Origin of the sequence: Burkholderia lata, assembly GCF_902499025.1 — a bacterium.
GTDB lineage: Bacteria > Pseudomonadota > Gammaproteobacteria > Burkholderiales > Burkholderiaceae > Burkholderia > Burkholderia lata_C.
Window position 1 is genome coordinate 23,757 of the sequence record NZ_CABVPW010000031.1, and the last position, 17,073, is coordinate 40,829.

Here is a 17,073-nt window from a genome sequence, read left to right on the forward strand (position 1 = left end):
CGGTGCAGGAACGCCGCCGTTCGCCTCGTACAATGCCGTTCCTTCAACCGTTTCGGATCCATCCGCCGTGCCAGCCGCCCTCTCCGAGTTTTCGCTGATCGAACGCTTCTTCACGCGCCGCGCCGCGCAGGGCGCCCGTGCGTCGACGCTCGGCATCGGCGACGACTGCGCGTTGATCACGCCCCGACCCGGGAAATTGCTGGCCATTTCGACGGACATGCTGGTGGAAGGCCGCCACTTCTTCCCCGACGTCGCGCCCGACGCGCTCGGCCACAAGACGCTCGCGGTCAACCTGTCCGACCTCGCGGCGATGGGCGCCGAGCCACGCGCGTTTACGCTCGCGTGCGCGCTGCCGCGTGCCGACGCGGCGTGGCTGGAAGCGTTCAGCAACGGGCTGTTCGCGCTCGCCGAGCGCTACGGCTGCGAGCTGATCGGCGGCGACACGACGAGCGGCCCGCTGAACCTGTGCGTGACCGTATTCGGCGAAGTCGCGCCCGACGCGGCGCTGCGCCGCGATGCCGCGCGCGACGGCGACGATGTCTGGGTGTCCGGCACGCTCGGCGATGCGCGCGCCGGCCTCGGCGTCGCCCGCGGTGAATGGGCGGCCGGCGCGAACGAAGCAGCCGCGTTCCGGCGCGCGCTCGAGCGCCCCGAACCGCGCATCGCGCTCGGCCTCGCGCTCGCGGGCGTCGCACACGCGGCGCTCGACATCTCGGACGGCCTCGCCGGCGACCTGCAGCACATCCTGGATCGCTCGAACGTGCGCGCCGAAATCGATGCCGACGCGGTGCCGCGCTCGGCCGCACTCGCGACGCTGCCGCCCGACGTGCAGCGACGCTGCACGCTGGCCGGCGGCGACGACTACGAACTGTGCTTCACCGCGCCGGCGACGGCCCGCGCAGCGGTCGAAGCAGCCGGCGTGACGGCCAGTGTGCCGGTCACCCGAATCGGTACAATACGCGCGTTGTCCGCACCGTCGGAACAGCCCGCGATCGCGTGGCGCGACGCCGCCGGCGCGCCCCTCGCTCTCACGTTGCACGGCTTCGACCACTTCCATGCAGACTGACCCGACGCCCGCGCACGCCGCGGCCGAGCCCGGCGCCGCACCCGACGGCAACGCGCCGCGGCGCGCGACCGCGCGCTTCATGCTGTCGCACCCGGCGCACATCGTGTCGCTCGGCTTCGGCAGCGGGCTCGCGCCGATCATGCCCGGCACGTTCGGCTCGCTGTTCGGCTGGCTCTCGTTCGTGGTGCTCAACCGCTACCTGACGGTGCCCGAATGGTGGGCGCTGATCGCGGCCGGCTTCTTGGCGGGCACGTGGCTCACCGGTTTCACCGCGAGGAAGATGGGTTCGGCCGATCCGGGCGCCGTCGTCTGGGACGAGGTCGTCGCAATCTGGCTCGTGATGCTGTTCGTCACGCCCGCGACCTTCGTCGGCCAGCTGTGGGCGTTCGTCGCGTTCCGCTTCTTCGACATGCTCAAGCCGCCGCCGATCCGCTATTTCGACCGCCGCCTGAAAGGCGGGCTCGGCATCATGGTCGACGACCTGGTCGCCGCGTTCATGACGCTGCTCGTGATCGCCCTGTGGCGCTCCGTCGTCGGCTGACCGATTTCCCGACTCCCGTTTCCCGACGCGCATGCCAACCGATTCCGTCGTCCATCAGCTTGCGATCCGCGCAGGCAACAAGCTGCGTGACGAGCACCTGACGCTCGCCACTGCCGAATCCTGCACCGGCGGCATGATCGCCGCGGCGATCACCGACATTTCCGGCAGCAGCCAGTGGTTCGAGCGCGGCTTCGTCACGTACTCGAACCAGGCCAAGATCGAGATGATCGGCGTGCCGCCCGATCTGATCGACAAGCACGGCGCCGTCAGCGAGCCCGTCGCGCGTGCGATGGCCGAAGGCGCGCTGCGCAACAGTCGCGCGCAGGTCGCGCTGTCCGTCACCGGCATCGCCGGCCCGGCCGGCGGCAGCGAGAAGAAGCCGGTCGGCACCGTGTCGTTCGGCTGGAGCAACCGGCTGCATACCGACGTCGAGACGCTCGTGTTCAAGGGCGACCGCGAGCAGATCCGCACGCAGGCGGCCGCGCATGCGCTGCGCGGGCTGCTGAAGCTGCTCGACGAGCGCGAGGGCTGATCGGGCCGGGGGCGCGCGCCGGCTCCCCCGCCTGCCCGCTTACTGGATCGCGTCGGGCTTCACGACGATCCAGTTCTTGTCCGCCGTCACCGGCAGGCCGAGCGACTTCTGCTGCGCGGCCGATTCATCCGACCACGCGCGGATCTGCGCCATCTGCTTGTCCTTCTTGTTCACCCACACGCGCACGCCGCCGCGCGCGACGTCGGTCGCGTTCAGCAGCATGTAGCCGTCGGACGTCGGCGTGTCGCCCGCGACGAGCACCGGCTTCTTCCACTGGTCGATCCAGCCGACGATCGAACCGAGCTTGCCTTCGTACCACGTCATCGGGTTCATCAGGAACGGCGTGATCACCAGGCTGCGGTTCGCGGCCTCGTCGTACTTGCCGGCCTTGATCTGCAGCCGCGAGGTGGTCAGCGCGCCGGTCGCCGGGTTGCGCAACAGCGTCGTCACGCCGATCACGTTCTGCGGCTTCACGTTGTAGCCGTACTTCGGGTCGGACAGCACGAGCCGCGCCAGCTCCTCATGCGCGGCCGTCATCACGTAGACCTCGATGCCGTTCTCGCGCAGCGCGTGGTACAGCTCCTGCATCCCGCGGAAGAAGCGCGGCGGGTTCACCGTGCCGTCGACCACCTTGTCGCCCTGCCAGTAGCGGATCGGGATCGGCTTGCCGTCGGCGAGCATCGCATCGACGTGGCGCTTCAGGTCGGCCAGCGACTGCCCGGCGAACGCCTGTGCGATCCACGGGTAGCAGACCAGGTCGTCGATCTCGCACAGCCGGTAGTAATAGCTCGTCAGCGATTCCTGGTAGTCGGCGGAATCCTTGAACGGGATCAGCTTCAGCGACGGGTCGAGCGTGTCGCGCGTCAGCACGCCGCGGTTCTCGAGGTACGGCAGCAGCGACTCCTCGAGGTCGTAGCGATAGGTCGTGTTGTCGACGTCGAACACCGCGTAGTCGCCGCGGTTCGCATGCGCGGCGATCATCGCGTTCAGCGCCTTCGCGCTGTCGGCCGGCCAGTGCGAGAGATCCGCCGCATGGGCAAAGCTCATGCACAACGACGCGGCAAGCGCGCTCAGAAGACGTCGGAACAGCTTGGGCATGGCGTCGCTCCTTTCTTGACATTTTCGTTACGGATCGATGACAAGCGGCAGCATCGCGCGATTGGCGCGCAAGGATGCGGTGCGGAAGCGACGGGAAGTTGTCCGCGTGCGCCAGTGCGGGCCGGGCGGGCGGAGGAGCGGGAAAACGGGAGGGAAGCGGCGGGCCCGCGCGTGGGAGCCCGCCGCAACCGGCTGCCCGGGCGGGCAGCCGGCGCGCCCGATCAACGATGGGCGTTGATCGTGTCGCGGGTCTTCTGTGCGGCGAGCGCCGCGGCTTCGGCGAAATCCTCGCCGTTGCTCGCGTACAGGATCGCGCGCGACGAGTTGATCATCATGCCGGTGCCGTCGGCCGTGCGGCCCGCGTTGACCGTCGCCTGCACGTCGCCGCCCTGCGCGCCGATGCCGGGAATCAGGAGCGGCATGTCGCCGACGATCCCGCGCACGATCTCGATTTCCTTCGGGAACGTCGCGCCGACCACGAGGCCGAGCTGGCCGTTCTTCGCGTTCCACTTGTTCGCCGCGAGGTCGGCGACGACCTGGTACAGCGGCCGGCCGTTCGTGTCGAGGAACTGCAGGTCGGAGCCGCCCGGGTTCGACGTGCGGCACAGCACGATCACGCCCTTGCCTTCGTGCTCGAAGTACGGCTCGACCGAGTCGTAGCCCATGTACGGGTTCACCGTGACGGCGTCCGCGCGGTAGCGCTCGAACGCTTCGCGCGCGTACTGCTCGGCCGTGCTGCCGATGTCGCCGCGCTTCGCGTCGAGGATCACCGGCAGGCCCGGATGCTGGAGGTGGATGTGCGCGATCAGCCGTTCGAGCTGGTCTTCCGCGCGATGCGCGGCGAAGTAGGCGATCTGCGGCTTGAACGCGCTCGCGTATTGCGCGGTTGCGTCGACGATCTGCCGGCAGAATTCGAAGATCGCGTCGGGCTGGCCGTCGAACTGCGCGGGAAAGCGCGACGGCTCGGGATCGAGGCCGACGCACAGCAGCGAATTGGTGCGCTGCCACGCGGCGCGCAGCGATTCGATGAAAGTAAGCGGGGAAGACATGGCGGGTACTCGCGGCAAACCGTTGGTAGACCGCGTATTTTACCCGCGTCGCCGGCGCCCTTCGCGCGAAGCCGCATCGCTGCGTGCATCGGCGCGCTCGACGGTGAACGCGAAACGCCGCGTGAGCCGCTCGCCGGGCGCGAGCAGCGTCATCCCGTGCGCGGTCGCGCCGCCCGGCAGGTTCACCGCATTGATCGGATGATCGACCGGCTCGAAGCAGAAGAAATCCTCGCCGGGCGGCGTATAGAGCACGTACGCGTCGGCGTCGGCCGCCACCGTCAGCGACAGCCTGCGGCGCGGCCAGCTTACCGTCGCGTGGCCGCCCCAGCCGGTGAACGCATGATTGACGAGCGCGGCCGGCAGCGGATACGCGACGCCGAACTGCCAGGCCGGCGGCACGCTCACGTGCCGCACCGGCAGGAAATCGGCACCCGACAGCCACAGCCCGCCGGCGGCCGCGGCCAGCTCGGTCGCGGTGTCGCGCACGAGGAACGGATGCACGCCGAGCCCGAATGGCAGCCGCGCGCGCCCCGCGTTCTCGATCGTCAGCGCAATCGACAGCGTCGCATCGTCGAGTTCGAACGACTGGATCGCGCGGAACGCATACGGCGCACCGGCGGTGCGATCGAGCGACAGTTGCAGCGACGTGCCGGTCGCGTCGTCCACCTGCCACGGCGCGAGCCAGCCGTCGCCATGGATCGGCAGCGGCTCGTCGCGGCGGTTGCGCGGCACCGCGACGCTGCGCCCGTCGCATTCGAACCGCCCGTCGCCGATCCGGTTCGAGTAAGGCAGCAGCGGATAGCACGCGAGCTCGTTCGGGTCCGTCGCCGTCTCGGGGTGCTCGCAGCGGCGAAACACCGGCATCAGCGCACCGTTGTCGCCGCGCCAGTCGAAGCGCGCGATGCCGCCGCCGAGATGCGGCAGCACGTCGAGCCGCAGCGACGCGTTCGACAGCGTGACGGCCGCCGCATGCGCGGCGCCGACGCCCTGCGCGAAGGCAGCCGTCTGCGGGCCGGGGCTGACCGGCTGCGCGGCGGCGGCCAGGCGCGCGCGGCGCGACTGGCTGGTGGACGACGATGCGCTCGAGGACGTGGCGGTCATGGTGAACTCCTTTCCTTCGTCGAAGAAACGATGCGGGTCGTGCGGACGGTCAGGCCCAGCCGCCGTCGACGATCACGTCCTGCGCGGTGATCATCCGGCTGTCGTCGGCCGCGAGGAACAGCGCCATCCGCGCGAGATCGGCCGGCAGCAGCTCGGCATCGAGGCACTGGCCGGCCTTGATCGACGCGCGGCCCGCGTCGTCGAGCCACAGCCGGCGCTGCTTGTCGGTCATCACCCAGCCCGGCACCAGCGAATTCACGCGGATGCCGAACGGGCCGAGGTCGCGCGCGAGACCGCGCGTCAGCCCCTGCACGGCCGCTTTCGCCATCACGTAGACGGGATAGCCGCCGTTCTTCAGCATCCAGCTGATCGAGCCGAGGTTGACGATCGCGCCGCCACCCTGCTGCTTCATGTCGTCGATCACCGCCTGCGCGGCGAAGAACTGGTGACGCAGGTTCACCGCGATGCCCGCGTCGAACGATTCGGGCGTCACGTCGCCGATCGCGTGGCGCGTGTCGTTCGCCGCGTTGTTCACGAGCACCGCGATCGCGCCGATGCGCGCGCGGATCGCATCGATCGCATGGCGCAGCGCGTCGATGTCGGTCAGGTCGCACTGGAGGAACAGCGGCGCATGACGCACGTTCGGCACGTGCGCGAGGCTTTCCGCCAGCGCGGTACCGGCCGCCGCGTCGAGGTCGACGAACGCGACGCGCGCGCCCTGCTGCGCGAAGTGCTCGACGAACGCCGCGCCGATGCCGGTCGCGCCGCCCGTGATCAGCACCGCGCGATCCTCGAGGCTCGGGTAGCGGGCATAGCGCGCGTGGCTCGCGGCGTGCGGGTCGTGCGCGGAAGTGTCGATGGTCATGCGGTTCGTCTCCGTAAGAGCGGATCGGGTCAGTCGCGGACGCCGCGGTTCTTCAGCTGATCGAGCAGCACCGCCGCGAGCAGGATCGCGCCGCGCACGAGGTACTGGTAGAACGCGTCGATGTTCAGCAGGTTCATCACGTTCTCGACGGTGCCCATGATCAGCACGCCGATCACGACACCCGAGATCGTCGCGCGGCCACCCATCAGCGACACGCCGCCGAGCACGCATGCGGAGATCACGTTCAGCTCGAAACCCTGCGCGGCGTTCGGCTGACCGGATGTGATGCGCGACGCGAGGATCACGCCCGCGAGCGCCGTCACCGCGCCCTGGATCAGGAAGATGTACACACGCGTGCACTCGACGTTGATCCCCGCGAGCCGCGACGCCTCGGGGTTGCCGCCGATCGCGAGCGTATTGCGGCCGTACACGGTCTGGTTCAGCAGCACGCCGAACGCGATGAAGCACAGCAGCGTGACCCAGATCGGCAGCGACACGCCGAACAGCGACAGCCCGCCGAGCGCGATGAAGGTATCCGACGACACGCCGACCGCCTGCCCCTTCGACACGATGAAGCCGAGCCCGCGCACGATCTCCATCGTCGCGAGCGTCGTGATCAGCGCGTTGATGCGCAGGTACGCGATCACCGCGCCGTTCACGAAGCCGATCGCGGCGCCGGCCGCGACCGCCGCGACGATCGCGACGAACGTGTTGTCGGTCGCGTTCAGCACCATCGCGCACAGCACGCCCGAGAACGCGACGGTCGAGCCGATCGACAGGTCGAAGTCGCGCGACGCGAGACAGAACATCATCGTGCACGCGACCATCCCGATCTGCGAGATCGACAGCGCGAGGCCGAGCATGTTGTCGATCGAGAAGAAGTGATCGACGGTGAGCGACATCGTGATGAACATCACCGCGAAGATCGCGATCAGGCTGTATTCGGTCAGGTGCTGCCACCACTTCTGGCGGTCGCTCTGCTGCGGCACCAGCGCGTCGGCCGACGGCTTCACGGCGGCGCTGCCAAGGTTTTCGTTGACTTGCATGGTTGTGTCTCCTGCTCCTGCATCACGCGGCCCGCGCCGCGCGTGTCCGATTCGATTGTCGTGTCCTGCGTCAGGCCGCCTCGACGGCGCTCGTCTGCGGCAGCGCCAGGCTCAGCACCGCGTGCTCGTTCGCCTGTTCGCGCGGCAGCTCGCCCGCGATCCGGCCTTCGCGCATCACGACGATGCGGTCGGACACACCGAGCACTTCCGGCAGTTCCGACGACACCATCACGATCGCGCAGCCGCGCTCCGCGAGCCGGTAGATCACGTCGTAGATCTCGTGCTTCGCGCCGACGTCGATCCCGCGCGTCGGCTCGTCGAGGATCACGACCTTCAGGTCGGGCTCCGCAAGCCAGCGCGACAGGATCGCCTTCTGCTGGTTGCCGCCCGACAGGAAGCGGATCTTCTGGCGCCGGTTCGGCGTCTTGATCTTGAGTCGCTGGATGAAGCGGTCCGCCGTTTCGCTTTCGGCCTTGCGATTGATGAACAGCCCCGCGCGCAGCGAATGGCGGCGGCAGCTGATGTTGATGTTCTCCGCGACCGACGCGATCGCGATGATCCCCTCTTCCTTGCGATCCTCGGGGCACAGCACGATGCCGTGGCGGATCGCGTCGCCGGTGCGCTTCACGTCGATGCGCGCGCCGTCGAGCGTCAGCACGCCCGCGCGCCGGCGATCCGCGCCGTACACGAGCCGCATCAGCTCGCTGCGTCCCGCGCCGACGAGCCCGAAGAAGCCGACGATCTCGCCCGCGCGCACCGAGAAGCTCGCGGGTTCGCGCAATGCCGGGCCGTCGATGCCTTCGGCGGCGAAGCGCACGTCGCCGAGCGCGCGCGGCGCGTAATGGTAGATATCCGAAATCTCGCGCCCGACCATCTCGGCGACGAGCCGTTCGCGCGGCACGTCGGCCAGCGATGCGTGCGACGCGATCTTGCGCCCGTCGCGGAAGATCGTGCACGCATCGCACAGCCGGTAGATCTCGTCCATCCGGTGCGAGATGTAGATCAGCGCGCGACCCTGCGCACGCAGGTCGTCGACGAGCTTGAACAGCACTTCGGTCTCGCGATGCGACAGCGAACTCGTCGGCTCGTCGAGCGCGATCACGCGCGCATTGCGCATCAGCGCCTTGCAGATCTCGACCATCTGCCGCTGCGCGATCGACAACCGCCCGAGTTTCGCGTCGGGATCGAGGTCGACGCCCATCGCGGCGAGCCGCTCGCGCACGAAGCGCTTCGCCTCGCGCTTCCTCACCCAGCCGAACGCATTCGGCAGGCGGCCAAGCAGCAGGTTTTCCGCGACCGTCAGGTCGGGTACGTACTGCAACTCCTGGTGAATCACCGCGATGCCGGCCGCGATCGACGCGGCCGCACTCGCGAACTGCACAGGCTGGCCGTCGACCAGCACGCTGCCCGCATCGGGCTGGTATTCACCGCCGAGAATCTTCAGCAGCGTCGACTTGCCCGCGCCGTTCTCGCCCATCAGGCCATGCACCTCCCCCGCGTGCACGTCGAACGAGATGCCGTCGAGTGCGCGCACGCCAGGAAAGACCTTGCCGATATTGTCAAAACGCAGTGCCGCTGACACGTCGTCTCCCCACTTCCGGATCGATCGACCGCCGGCCGCCGCATCGCCGCGGCAGCCGGCGGGCCGCTTACTTCGATGCGAGCCCCATCTCCTCGCGCACCTTCGACACGTTGTCGCGCGTCGCGAGCATGCCCGTCGTCAGCGTCAGCGGCGGCGGTGCCTTGCCCTGCGTGATCCACGTGTACATCAGGTCCGAGGTTTCCTCGCCGTGGCGCTTCGGGCTGATGATCACGGTGCCGTAAAAGCCGGTCGGCTGCGGCTTCTTGAACTCGTTCAGCGCCGAATCGGAGCCGCCGATGCCGATGCCGATCATGTTGTCCGCCTTGAAGCCGCGCCCTTCGGCCGCGCGCACCGCGCCGAGCACGGCCTCGTCGTTCAGGCCGTACGCGACCCAGTGCTTGAACTGCGGGTTCTTCGTGAGCGCGATGTTCGCCGCGTTGAACGCGTTTTCCGTGTCGGTCTTCGCCTGCGGCGCCGCGATCACGTTCGCCTTCGGGAAGCCGGCGGCCACCAGCGCGTCGGTCGCGCCGCTCGTGCGGTCGTGCGCGGTCGGCAGTTGCTCGTAGGTGATGTCGATCGCGCCGACGTCCTTCATGTCCCAGCCGCGCTTCTTGATCTCGGCCGCGATGCCGTCGCCGACCTGCTTGCCGATGTTGTACGCGGAGATCCCCATGTGCGGCACCGCTTCGATCGGCTTGCCCGCGCCGTCGACGAGGCGGTCGTCCACCGTCATCATCTTCAGGTTGTGCGACTTCGCCTTCGCGACGATGCCCGGCCCGAGCTTCACGTCGGGCGTGCAGATGATGAAGCCCTGCGCCTTCTGCGCGGACAGGTTGTCGATCGCGCTCATCACCTTTTCACCGGACGGCGCGCCGATCTTCACGAGCGTGAAGCCTTTTTGCTTCGCCGCCATCTCGGCGAACTTCCACTCGTCCTGGAACCACGGCTCTTCCGGCTGCTTCACGAGGAAGCCGATCTTGACCGGATCGGCCGCGTGCACGACCGGGCTCCCGATCACCACCGCTGCCGCGGCGGCCAGCGTTACGAACGTTCTGCGTTTCATCTCCAGTGTCTCCTTGTCTTCATCGAACAGGATGCAGCCGCTTGTTGGTTTCGACGCAGCGTGCGCGCGGCCGTCGCACGTGCGGTCTTTCGAATCGTTGCGTCAGTCGTGATACAGCGCCGCGCGCCCGCCATCGACGGTGATGCACGCGGCATTGATGAACGGCGCCTCGTCGGACGCCAGGAACACGGCCGTCATCGCGACCTCCTCGGGCCGGCCGATCCGCTTCATCGGCTGCAGCGCGAGCGTCTCGGCGCGTGCGGCAGCCGGGTCGGGTTGCGCGTCCCACCAGTCGCGCGTGAGCTGCGTCTCGATGTAGCCCGGCGCGATCGCGTTCACTCGCACGTTGCGCGCCGCGTATTCGATGCCGAGCGCACGTGTGAGGCCCAGCACGCCATGCTTCGCGACCGGGTACGGAAAGCAGCCCGGGATGATCCTGAACGCGTGGGTCGACGCGATGTTCACGATGCTGCCGCGGCCGCGTTCGACCATCCCCTCCAGCGCCGCGCGGCAGCCATGCCACACGCCGTCGAGGTCGACCGCGAAGCAGCGGCGCCAGTCGTCGTCGGTCATCGTCAGCGGATCGGCGAACACGTTGATGCCTGCGTTGTTCACGAGCACGTCGAGCGGGCCGAATGCGGCCTCGGTCTGCGCAAGGGCCTCGCGCACCGCATCCTGCCGTGCGACATCCGCCTGCAGCGGCAGCACGCGCGCGCCGGCGATCTCACGTGCAATCCCGGCGGCCGTGCGCTGCGCCTGCGGGAAGTCGAGATCGACGAGCGCGACGGCCGCGCCCTCGCGAACGAACGCGCGGGCGATCGCGGCGCCGATACCCCGGCCCGCGCCCGTCACCATCGCGACCTTGTCCGCGAGGCGGCCCATCATGCCGCTCCGCCGCGTGCGACGCGCAAGCCGGCCTGGAACGCGCGTGCGTTCGCCGCGGTCGCGTCGGCCGACTGGCCGGGGCGGTACAGCGCCGAGCCGAGCCCGAAACCGTTCGCGCCCGCGCTGAGGAACGGCTCCATGTTGTCGGGCGAGATGCCGCCGACCGGGATCAGCGGCACCGCGCGGTCGATCACCGCGCGCCACGCCTTCACGACCGGCACGCCGAGCTGCTCGGCCGGGAACATCTTCAGCACGTCGGCGCCATTCGCGAGCGCCGCGAACGCTTCGGTCGGCGTCGCGACGCCCGGCGCGCTCGCGAGGCCGCGCTCGCGTGCGCGGCGGATCACGGCCGCGTCGCTGTGCGGCATCACGATCAGCGCGCCGCCCGCGTCCTGCACGCGGTCGACATATTCGGCGCGCAGCACGGTCCCGGCGCCGACGATCGCATCGTCGGGCAGCGCACGCCGCAGCGCCGCGATGCTGTCGAACGGATCGGGCGAGTTGAGCGGCACCTCGACGATCCGGAAGCCCGCTTCATAGAGCGCATGGCCGTGGTCGGCCGCTTCGGCGGGCGTGATCCCGCGCATGATCGCGATCAGCGGGCACGCGTCGAATGCACGCATCAGCGCGGCATGGGGCGTGTACGGCGCGGGCAAGGTCAGGTCGGACGGCATCGAAGGTTCCTCTGCAAACAGTTCATTGGTCGGCGCAGACGGGCTCGCCGTCTGCGCGCACGAGCCCGGCGCGCGACGCGATCCGCCACAGGCCGCGCTCGGTCGCATGCGCGACGACGCGCGCGTGCCGGTGGCCGAATTCCTGGAGCGCATCGGCGTAGCGCGCGCACAGGCCGTCATCGCCGATCAGCAGCAGCGCCTGGTCCGCGAGCGCGATGCCGCGCTCCGCGAGCATCGCGTCGAGCGCATTGAGCTCATGGCCGATCAGCAGGCCGGACAGGTAGTCGCCCTGCGCATCGGGCGCGAGCCGGTCGGTCAGGCCGAGCGTGCGCGTGCTGAAGATCGTCGCGAGCAGCCCCGTGTGCTGCGCGCCACGGGCGACCGAGACGCCGCGCACGAATGCCGCGCGATCGGGCGACGCGCCGGCGCGCATCGTGCGGCCAAGGATCGTGTGGTCGCGCAGCACCGCGAACAGCTCGCCCGTCATGAAGGTCTGGAAGCGCTCGATCAGCCCGTCCCTCACCCACGCCCATTTCGCATGCGTTCCCGGCAAGCCGATCAGTACCCCTGAACGATCTGCGCCAAGCATGGGATCGCTCGCGAGTGCACCGAATATCTGCGTTTCTTCGCCGCGCATCACGTCGGGCAATTCGCCCGTGGCGATGACGCCCGGGACGATCGAGATCGTCGTGCCGCGCGACGTCGTCACCGTGATGAGGCCCTTGACGAGTGCATCGGCACCGGCCGGCACCGCGACGTACGGCGCCTCGCGCCAGCCCTGCGCGCTGCCGACCATGCCGGCGGCGAGCACCGGCAGGCCGGGCGTGCGGTCGAGCCAGTCGCCGCACGCTTCCTCGAACACCGCGTCGAACGCGCGCGCACCGCCGCCGGGCACATGCATCACGCCCGCCGCGCGGCTGCGCGTGTCGATAAGCGCGCCGTGCGCGTCATACAGGTAAGCGCGCAGCGACGTCGTGCCCCAGTCGAGCGCGATCAGCGACGGGGTGGCGGAGCTGGCATCCGGAACGGGCCGGGTCGAAGTCGTCATCGTTTGATCCTGCGGGTACCCTGCGGCGGGCTCCAGCCCAGTTCCGCGGAAATGGCTCGCGCTTCGCGCTGCACGAGCGGAATCAGTTCGTCCATCCGGTCGTGCGGCATGTACGGAATCGTGCTCGCCACCGACACGGCCGCAACGATCGCGCCCGACGCGTCGCGGATCGGCGCGGCCACGCAGCGGATCGACGCCTCGTTCTCCTCGAGATCGAACGTGTAGCCGCCGGCCGCGTAATGCGCCATGCGCTGCAGGAACGCGCTCGTCTCGGGCCGGTTGTCCGGCTTGAAATTGACGCCGGCGAGCGCACGCCGGGCGGCCTCGAACAGCGAGCGCCACATGTCGGGATCGGTGTCGAGCATCATCGCCTTGCCGATGCCGGTCGATGCGAGCGGCATCCGGTGGCCGACGCGCGAGCGCATTTCGAGGCCGCGCGTGCCGGGAATCTTGTCGATGTACAGCACGTCGTCGCCGTCGCGCACGCCGAGATGGATCGTGTCGAGCGTCGCTTCCGCGAGCGCCTCGAGGTGCGGGCGCGCCACCGCGGTGAGCGGCATCTGCTCGAGCGCGATCGTACCGAGTTCGATCAGCTTCGGGCCGAGCAGGTAGCCGCCCTGCACCTGGCGCAGGTAGCGCGCCTGCACGAGACTGCTGACGAGGCGGTGCGTGGTGCTGCGCGTCGTGCCGAGCGCGGCGCCGATCGCGCGCATGTCGCGCGCGCCGTTCGCAATCGCTTCGAGGATCGCAAGACCGCGCAGCAACGTCTGCGTGCCGGCCTGCTGCGCAGCGAGATCGAGCGGCGTGCTGGTCGCGCCGATGCTGTCGGTCAGCGACGCATCGTCCGGCGTCGCACGCCGGGCGTCGAGGGCAAGTGTGTCGGGCATCTTGGTCATGGGGCGGGCTTCTTCAACGGAACCGGTGAAGCCGTTCGCACGACGCCGGAACGGCGTCCGGTATCGCGACGAGGCGGCGGTCGATGCACCGAGTAAAGCGCCCGGCGAACTTCATGGAAGGTGTCTCCGTATGCGTCGGGCGCCGCGCGATGCGTGGGTCCGAAGCTGTCGATGTGCTTCGGATTGTAGGAGCGCACGCACTCGTCTCCAATATTTGAATGCGTTGCCCAGATAATGAGATTCGACACGAATCCGCCGCATGCATGACGTCACGGCGGCGCCATGCGCAAGGGGGCGGAACCCGCCGTGTCGCAGGTTCCGCCCCCGTTTGCTTACCGCGTGCGGCGCTTACTGCTGGCTCGTACTGCGTGCCTGCATGTAGCGCTGCACGTCCGCGAACGACACGCGGCCGTTGCCACCCGAGTCGATCTGCCGGAAGTGGTTCGCGACATAGCCGAGGCCGGCCGCGCGTGCCTGCGACTCGGTGATCGAACCCGTGTTCTGCGAGTCGGCCGCGCTGAACTGCCGCGCGAGCTTGCGCACCACCTGCGCATGCAGCGCGGCGCCCGTCGTCCGCGTGCCGGCGGTCGGCTTGCGCGCGGCCGGCGGCACGTATGGATCGCCGAGCTGCGCCTGGCGCGCGCGCGCCGGTGCGGCGGCGTCGCTCGCCTGCGCGAATGCGGATACGGATGCTGCGGCGCCGACACAGGCGAGCGCCGCGGCAACGACGATGAAACGATTCTTCATATCAGGCTCCAGTCTGGAATGAGGTCGTCGACGGCAGGCGCGGCGCCACCGCGGGCGCGCGTCGCCTGCCTTGCGCATCGCATCAGTGCGCGGCCGCGTTGTAGAAGGTCACGAGGTCGGCTTTCTCCTGCGGACGCGACGTATCGTCGAGATAGACCATGTGTCCGCCCTGATAGTCCTTGATCGTCAGGTTCGGTTGCGTCCCGAGCCGCGCGAGGTCGAGCTCGGTCTGGTAGAACGGCGTCGCGATGTCGTGATACCCGTTCAGCGACAACACCTTCAGTTGCGGATTCAGCGACAGCGCCGCGGCGAGATCGGGGATCGTGTCGGGCATCGCTAGGCCGTCGTGCGTCCAGTCCCACGTGTTGATCGCATTGCTGCTCAACGAATACGCCGACTGCGCGGTGTACTTCAGCTCGTTCGGCAGGTACTTGCCGATCGTGTCGGTGAACGGCTGCGTGATGTACGTGCTCGACGGGTCGCCGCCGGATGCCAGCGGGCTCGACACCGGCACGTTCACGCGTGCGTCGTAGCGGCCGATCAGCGTGCCCGGGATCAGCGACAGCTGGAAGCTGTTGTCGAAGAAGGTCGGGATCACGTTGAAGTTCGCATTCCACAGCGACTGCTTCACGCCGGTCGAATTCACCATCGTCGTGACGAGGGTCGGCGGCGGCGGCGTATGGCTCGCCAGGTACGCGTTCACGGCAGGCGCGTAGCTGCCGGCCGTCAGCAGGCGCATCTGGTCCGCATACTGCGGCAGGCTCGACGGGTTCGGGTTGTCGAGCTGGTAGTACGCGCCGACGGTGCCATACGACGGCACGAAGCCCGCGCAACTCACCGGGCTCGACCCGTTGTTCGAGTTGCCGATGTAGTCGCTCGCCATGTCGCAGTTCACGTTGTAGTTCAGGATCGACGACTGCAGCACGATGCCGTCGAGCTTCACGCCGGCCGTCTCGAGCAGGTTCGCGAGCACGTCGGTGCGCGGCGTGCCGTATGACTCGCCGAACAGGTATTTCGGCGAATCGTTGCGCTGGTTCACGGTCAGGTAGCGCGTCACGAAATCGCGGAACGCGCCGCCGTCCTGATCGACGCCCCAGAACGTCTGGTTCGTGTTCGGCGCGACCGCTTCGGAGAAGCCGGTGCCGATCGCATCGACGAATACGAGGTCGGTCGTGTCGAGCAGGCTTTCCTGGTTGTCGACGAACGGGAACGTCGACGTGTTCGCGTTCGGGTCGCCCGTTTGGATCCGGCGCGGGCCGAACGAGCCGAGGTGCAGCCACACCGATGCCGAGCCGGGGCCGCCGTTGTACAGGAACGTGACGGGCCGCTTCGCCGCGGGCTGGTTGTCGGCCGTATAGGCGACATAGAAGAACGATGCTTCGGGCGCGCCGGTCTGCGGATTGCGCGCGACGAGGTGGCCGGCCGTAGCCGTGTAGCGGATCGTCTTGCCGTTGAGTGTGATCTGGTGATGCGTGACGGCGGCCTTTTCAACCGCGGCGGAGGCGTCGAGCGACGCGTTCGCGCTCGACGAATAACTGTTCGGATCGTTGTACGCCCTGTCCACCTGACTGGCGGGATCGGCTGAGTTGTCGGCGCTGGCAGCAGCGGACGATGTCACGTCGTCGTTGCAGGCCGTCAGAATCAGCGAAGAAAACACCACTCCCAACAACAGCTTCGCTTTGCTTGCTGGCATCGTTGCTTTCCTTCTCTCGGATGTTTTTGTGTCGAGCAGCCGGATAAGCCACCCCCCGCCTCGATTGCGGCCGATAAGCCGAGGCGCTGGCCAATATACGCGAGCCCGTCAGCTTTGAAAAATTTTGAAATATTTGGCTGAGGACAGGTGCGGTGCACACCTTTCAGGAATACTTCGGTTCGCGAAACGTTGCATTTCACGTACCTTTCACGGACTTTCTCGTTTAGCCGGGGATGCTAAAAATTCGCGAATTTCGTGCCATATCAGCCCACAAAATCGCACGGCGTCCGGTATTACTCAGCAAAACGAAATAGACGAATTCGTCTAAAGGATGTGGCCCGAAATGCGCGCGACATGAATGCGCTGCAGCGCACAAACGATCCGCGCATGGCGCACGGGCGGAGAAACGGTCAATGCGACGGCGCGAACGCGCCGCTCACTCCGATTGCGGCAGCTCGGCTGCCCCCATCCGGCGGGCAATGACTGCCGCGCGCTGCGCCTGGTACGCCGAGCCGCGGTGCGCGTCGAACCAGCGCGGCTTCGGCAGCATCACCGCGAGACGCGCGGACTGCCATGCGCCGAGCCGGCTCGCGGGAATCTTGTAGTAATAGCGGGCGGCCGCTTCGGCGCCGTACACGCCGCGCCCCCATTCGACGGAATTCAGGTAGATCTCGAAGATCCGCTCCTTGTCGAGCACCGTTTCGAGCATCCACGTGATGATGAGCTCCTGCCCCTTGCGGATGTAGCTCTTCTCGCGCGACAGGAACAGGTTGCGCGCGAGCTGCTGCGTGATCGTCGAGCCGCCCGCGACGATCCGGCCGCGCGCCTTGTTCTTCTCCCACGCCTGCAGGATCGCGTCGACGTCGTAGCCGTTGTTGGTCGCGAAAGTCGAATCTTCCGACGCGATCAGCGCGCGCTTCAGGTTGCGCGAGATCTGGTCGTACGGCACCCACTGGTGTTGAATCTGCGCGGGCGGCTTATCGCGCGACAGCCACCACGCGTCGGTGCGCATGAACGCGGTCGAGCCCGGGTTCACGAACGACCACAGCGCGATCTGCGCGAGATAGAACAGTTGCGTCGCGAGCCACGCACCCGCGAACACCGATCCCGCATAGACGATCCAGCGGGTCGGGCTCACCGTCCGCGTGTGCTGCGTGCCGCTCACCGCCACCACGTGCCGCGCTCCG

The 17,073-nt window shown here is 68.3% G+C and carries 17 protein-coding genes; 3 read left to right on the forward strand and 14 right to left on the reverse strand.

The window, feature by feature from the left end:
• Positions 1-67 precede the first annotated feature (67 nt).
• The 3 genes from thiL to BDI24065_RS27760 are packed head-to-tail and all read left to right on the forward strand — an operon-like array spanning position 68 to position 2,139.
• Entirely contained in the window at positions 68-1,066 is a 999-nt protein-coding gene (gene thiL / locus BDI24065_RS27750) for a thiamine-phosphate kinase (RefSeq protein ID WP_175033970.1), read from the forward strand.
• Entirely contained in the window at positions 1,056-1,607 is a 552-nt protein-coding gene (locus BDI24065_RS27755; protein ID WP_175033971.1) for a phosphatidylglycerophosphatase A family protein, read from the forward strand. Before thiL ends, BDI24065_RS27755 begins: the two co-directional genes overlap by 11 nt.
• Before the next feature lie 31 nt (positions 1,608-1,638).
• Positions 1,639-2,139: a CinA family protein gene (locus BDI24065_RS27760; RefSeq protein ID WP_034186407.1), complete on the forward strand. Its 501-nt coding sequence runs from the start codon at positions 1,639-1,641 to the stop codon at positions 2,137-2,139.
• A 39-nt stretch (positions 2,140-2,178) separates the two neighbouring features.
• On the opposite strand, the gene BDI24065_RS27765 is transcribed toward BDI24065_RS27760, so the two are convergent.
• The 14 genes from BDI24065_RS27765 to mtgA form a co-directional block, all read right to left on the reverse strand.
• Complete coding sequence (locus BDI24065_RS27765) at positions 2,179-3,237, reverse strand: haloacid dehalogenase-like hydrolase (protein WP_175033972.1); 1,059 nt, start codon at positions 3,235-3,237, stop codon at positions 2,179-2,181.
• A gap of 221 nt (positions 3,238-3,458) precedes the next feature.
• Positions 3,459-4,286 (reverse strand): orotidine-5'-phosphate decarboxylase, encoded by an 828-nt coding sequence (gene pyrF / locus BDI24065_RS27770; RefSeq protein ID WP_175033973.1) that lies wholly within the window; start codon positions 4,284-4,286, stop codon positions 3,459-3,461.
• Between the two features lie 39 nt (positions 4,287-4,325).
• Positions 4,326-5,387, reverse strand: coding sequence for an aldose 1-epimerase (locus BDI24065_RS27775; RefSeq protein WP_175033974.1), 1,062 nt, complete (start codon positions 5,385-5,387; stop codon positions 4,326-4,328).
• 49 nt (positions 5,388-5,436) lie between these two features.
• Positions 5,437-6,252: an SDR family NAD(P)-dependent oxidoreductase gene (locus BDI24065_RS27780; protein ID WP_175033975.1), complete on the reverse strand. Its 816-nt coding sequence runs from the start codon at positions 6,250-6,252 to the stop codon at positions 5,437-5,439.
• 29 nt (positions 6,253-6,281) lie between these two features.
• Complete coding sequence (gene araH / locus BDI24065_RS27785; RefSeq protein WP_175033976.1) at positions 6,282-7,298, reverse strand: L-arabinose ABC transporter permease AraH; 1,017 nt, start codon at positions 7,296-7,298, stop codon at positions 6,282-6,284.
• A 70-nt stretch (positions 7,299-7,368) separates the two neighbouring features.
• Positions 7,369-8,880: an L-arabinose ABC transporter ATP-binding protein AraG gene (gene araG, locus BDI24065_RS27790; protein WP_175033977.1), complete on the reverse strand. Its 1,512-nt coding sequence runs from the start codon at positions 8,878-8,880 to the stop codon at positions 7,369-7,371.
• Positions 8,881-8,947: 67 nt separating this feature from the next.
• Positions 8,948-9,943: an arabinose ABC transporter substrate-binding protein gene (locus BDI24065_RS27795; protein WP_175033978.1), complete on the reverse strand. Its 996-nt coding sequence runs from the start codon at positions 9,941-9,943 to the stop codon at positions 8,948-8,950.
• Between the two features lie 102 nt (positions 9,944-10,045).
• Positions 10,046-10,825 (reverse strand): SDR family oxidoreductase, encoded by a 780-nt coding sequence (locus BDI24065_RS27800; protein ID WP_175034024.1) that lies wholly within the window; start codon positions 10,823-10,825, stop codon positions 10,046-10,048.
• Positions 10,825-11,502: a 2-dehydro-3-deoxy-6-phosphogalactonate aldolase gene (locus BDI24065_RS27805; protein WP_175033979.1), complete on the reverse strand. Its 678-nt coding sequence runs from the start codon at positions 11,500-11,502 to the stop codon at positions 10,825-10,827. The genes BDI24065_RS27800 and BDI24065_RS27805 overlap by 1 nt, the downstream gene beginning before the upstream one ends.
• 22 nt (positions 11,503-11,524) lie before the next feature.
• Positions 11,525-12,550 carry a 2-dehydro-3-deoxygalactonokinase gene (locus BDI24065_RS27810; RefSeq protein ID WP_175033980.1) on the reverse strand — a complete coding sequence of 342 codons (1,026 nt, stop codon included), beginning with the start codon at positions 12,548-12,550 and terminating at the stop codon, positions 11,525-11,527.
• Entirely contained in the window at positions 12,547-13,446 is a 900-nt protein-coding gene (locus BDI24065_RS27815) for an IclR family transcriptional regulator (RefSeq protein ID WP_175033981.1), read from the reverse strand. Before BDI24065_RS27815 ends, BDI24065_RS27810 begins: the two co-directional genes overlap by 4 nt.
• Before the next feature lie 348 nt (positions 13,447-13,794).
• The gene (locus BDI24065_RS27820; RefSeq protein ID WP_175033982.1) at positions 13,795-14,193 is read right to left on the reverse strand and encodes an EF-hand domain-containing protein; all 399 of its coding nucleotides are present in this window, start codon (positions 14,191-14,193) and stop codon (positions 13,795-13,797) included.
• An 82-nt stretch (positions 14,194-14,275) separates the two neighbouring features.
• Positions 14,276-15,886, reverse strand: coding sequence for a S10 family peptidase (locus BDI24065_RS27825; protein WP_175033983.1), 1,611 nt, complete (start codon positions 15,884-15,886; stop codon positions 14,276-14,278).
• 436 nt (positions 15,887-16,322) lie between these two features.
• Positions 16,323-17,060: a monofunctional biosynthetic peptidoglycan transglycosylase gene (gene mtgA / locus BDI24065_RS27830; protein ID WP_175033984.1), complete on the reverse strand. Its 738-nt coding sequence runs from the start codon at positions 17,058-17,060 to the stop codon at positions 16,323-16,325.
• Between the last annotated feature and the right edge of the window lie 13 nt (positions 17,061-17,073).

What these genes read in the sequence shown, in the direction of transcription:
- BDI24065_RS27755 (WP_175033971.1), top strand. Translation starts at nt 1,056, where the DNA reads ATGCAGACTGACCCGACGCCCGCGCACGCCGCGGCCGAGCCCGGCGCC.
- BDI24065_RS27760 (WP_034186407.1), top strand. Translation starts at nt 1,639, where the DNA reads ATGCCAACCGATTCCGTCGTCCATCAGCTTGCGATCCGCGCAGGCAAC.
- BDI24065_RS27765 (WP_175033972.1), bottom strand. Translation starts at nt 3,237, where the DNA reads ATGCCCAAGCTGTTCCGACGTCTTCTGAGCGCGCTTGCCGCGTCGTTG.
- pyrF (WP_175033973.1), bottom strand. Translation starts at nt 4,286, where the DNA reads ATGTCTTCCCCGCTTACTTTCATCGAATCGCTGCGCGCCGCGTGGCAG.
- BDI24065_RS27775 (WP_175033974.1), bottom strand. Translation starts at nt 5,387, where the DNA reads ATGACCGCCACGTCCTCGAGCGCATCGTCGTCCACCAGCCAGTCGCGC.
- BDI24065_RS27780 (WP_175033975.1), bottom strand. Translation starts at nt 6,252, where the DNA reads ATGACCATCGACACTTCCGCGCACGACCCGCACGCCGCGAGCCACGCG.
- araH (WP_175033976.1), bottom strand. Translation starts at nt 7,298, where the DNA reads ATGCAAGTCAACGAAAACCTTGGCAGCGCCGCCGTGAAGCCGTCGGCC.
- BDI24065_RS27795 (WP_175033978.1), bottom strand. Translation starts at nt 9,943, where the DNA reads ATGAAACGCAGAACGTTCGTAACGCTGGCCGCCGCGGCAGCGGTGGTG.
- BDI24065_RS27800 (WP_175034024.1), bottom strand. Translation starts at nt 10,825, where the DNA reads ATGGGCCGCCTCGCGGACAAGGTCGCGATGGTGACGGGCGCGGGCCGG.
- BDI24065_RS27805 (WP_175033979.1), bottom strand. Translation starts at nt 11,502, where the DNA reads ATGCCGTCCGACCTGACCTTGCCCGCGCCGTACACGCCCCATGCCGCG.
- BDI24065_RS27810 (WP_175033980.1), bottom strand. Translation starts at nt 12,550, where the DNA reads ATGACGACTTCGACCCGGCCCGTTCCGGATGCCAGCTCCGCCACCCCG.
- BDI24065_RS27815 (WP_175033981.1), bottom strand. Translation starts at nt 13,446, where the DNA reads ATGACCAAGATGCCCGACACACTTGCCCTCGACGCCCGGCGTGCGACG.
- BDI24065_RS27820 (WP_175033982.1), bottom strand. Translation starts at nt 14,193, where the DNA reads ATGAAGAATCGTTTCATCGTCGTTGCCGCGGCGCTCGCCTGTGTCGGC.
- BDI24065_RS27825 (WP_175033983.1), bottom strand. Translation starts at nt 15,886, where the DNA reads ATGCCAGCAAGCAAAGCGAAGCTGTTGTTGGGAGTGGTGTTTTCTTCG.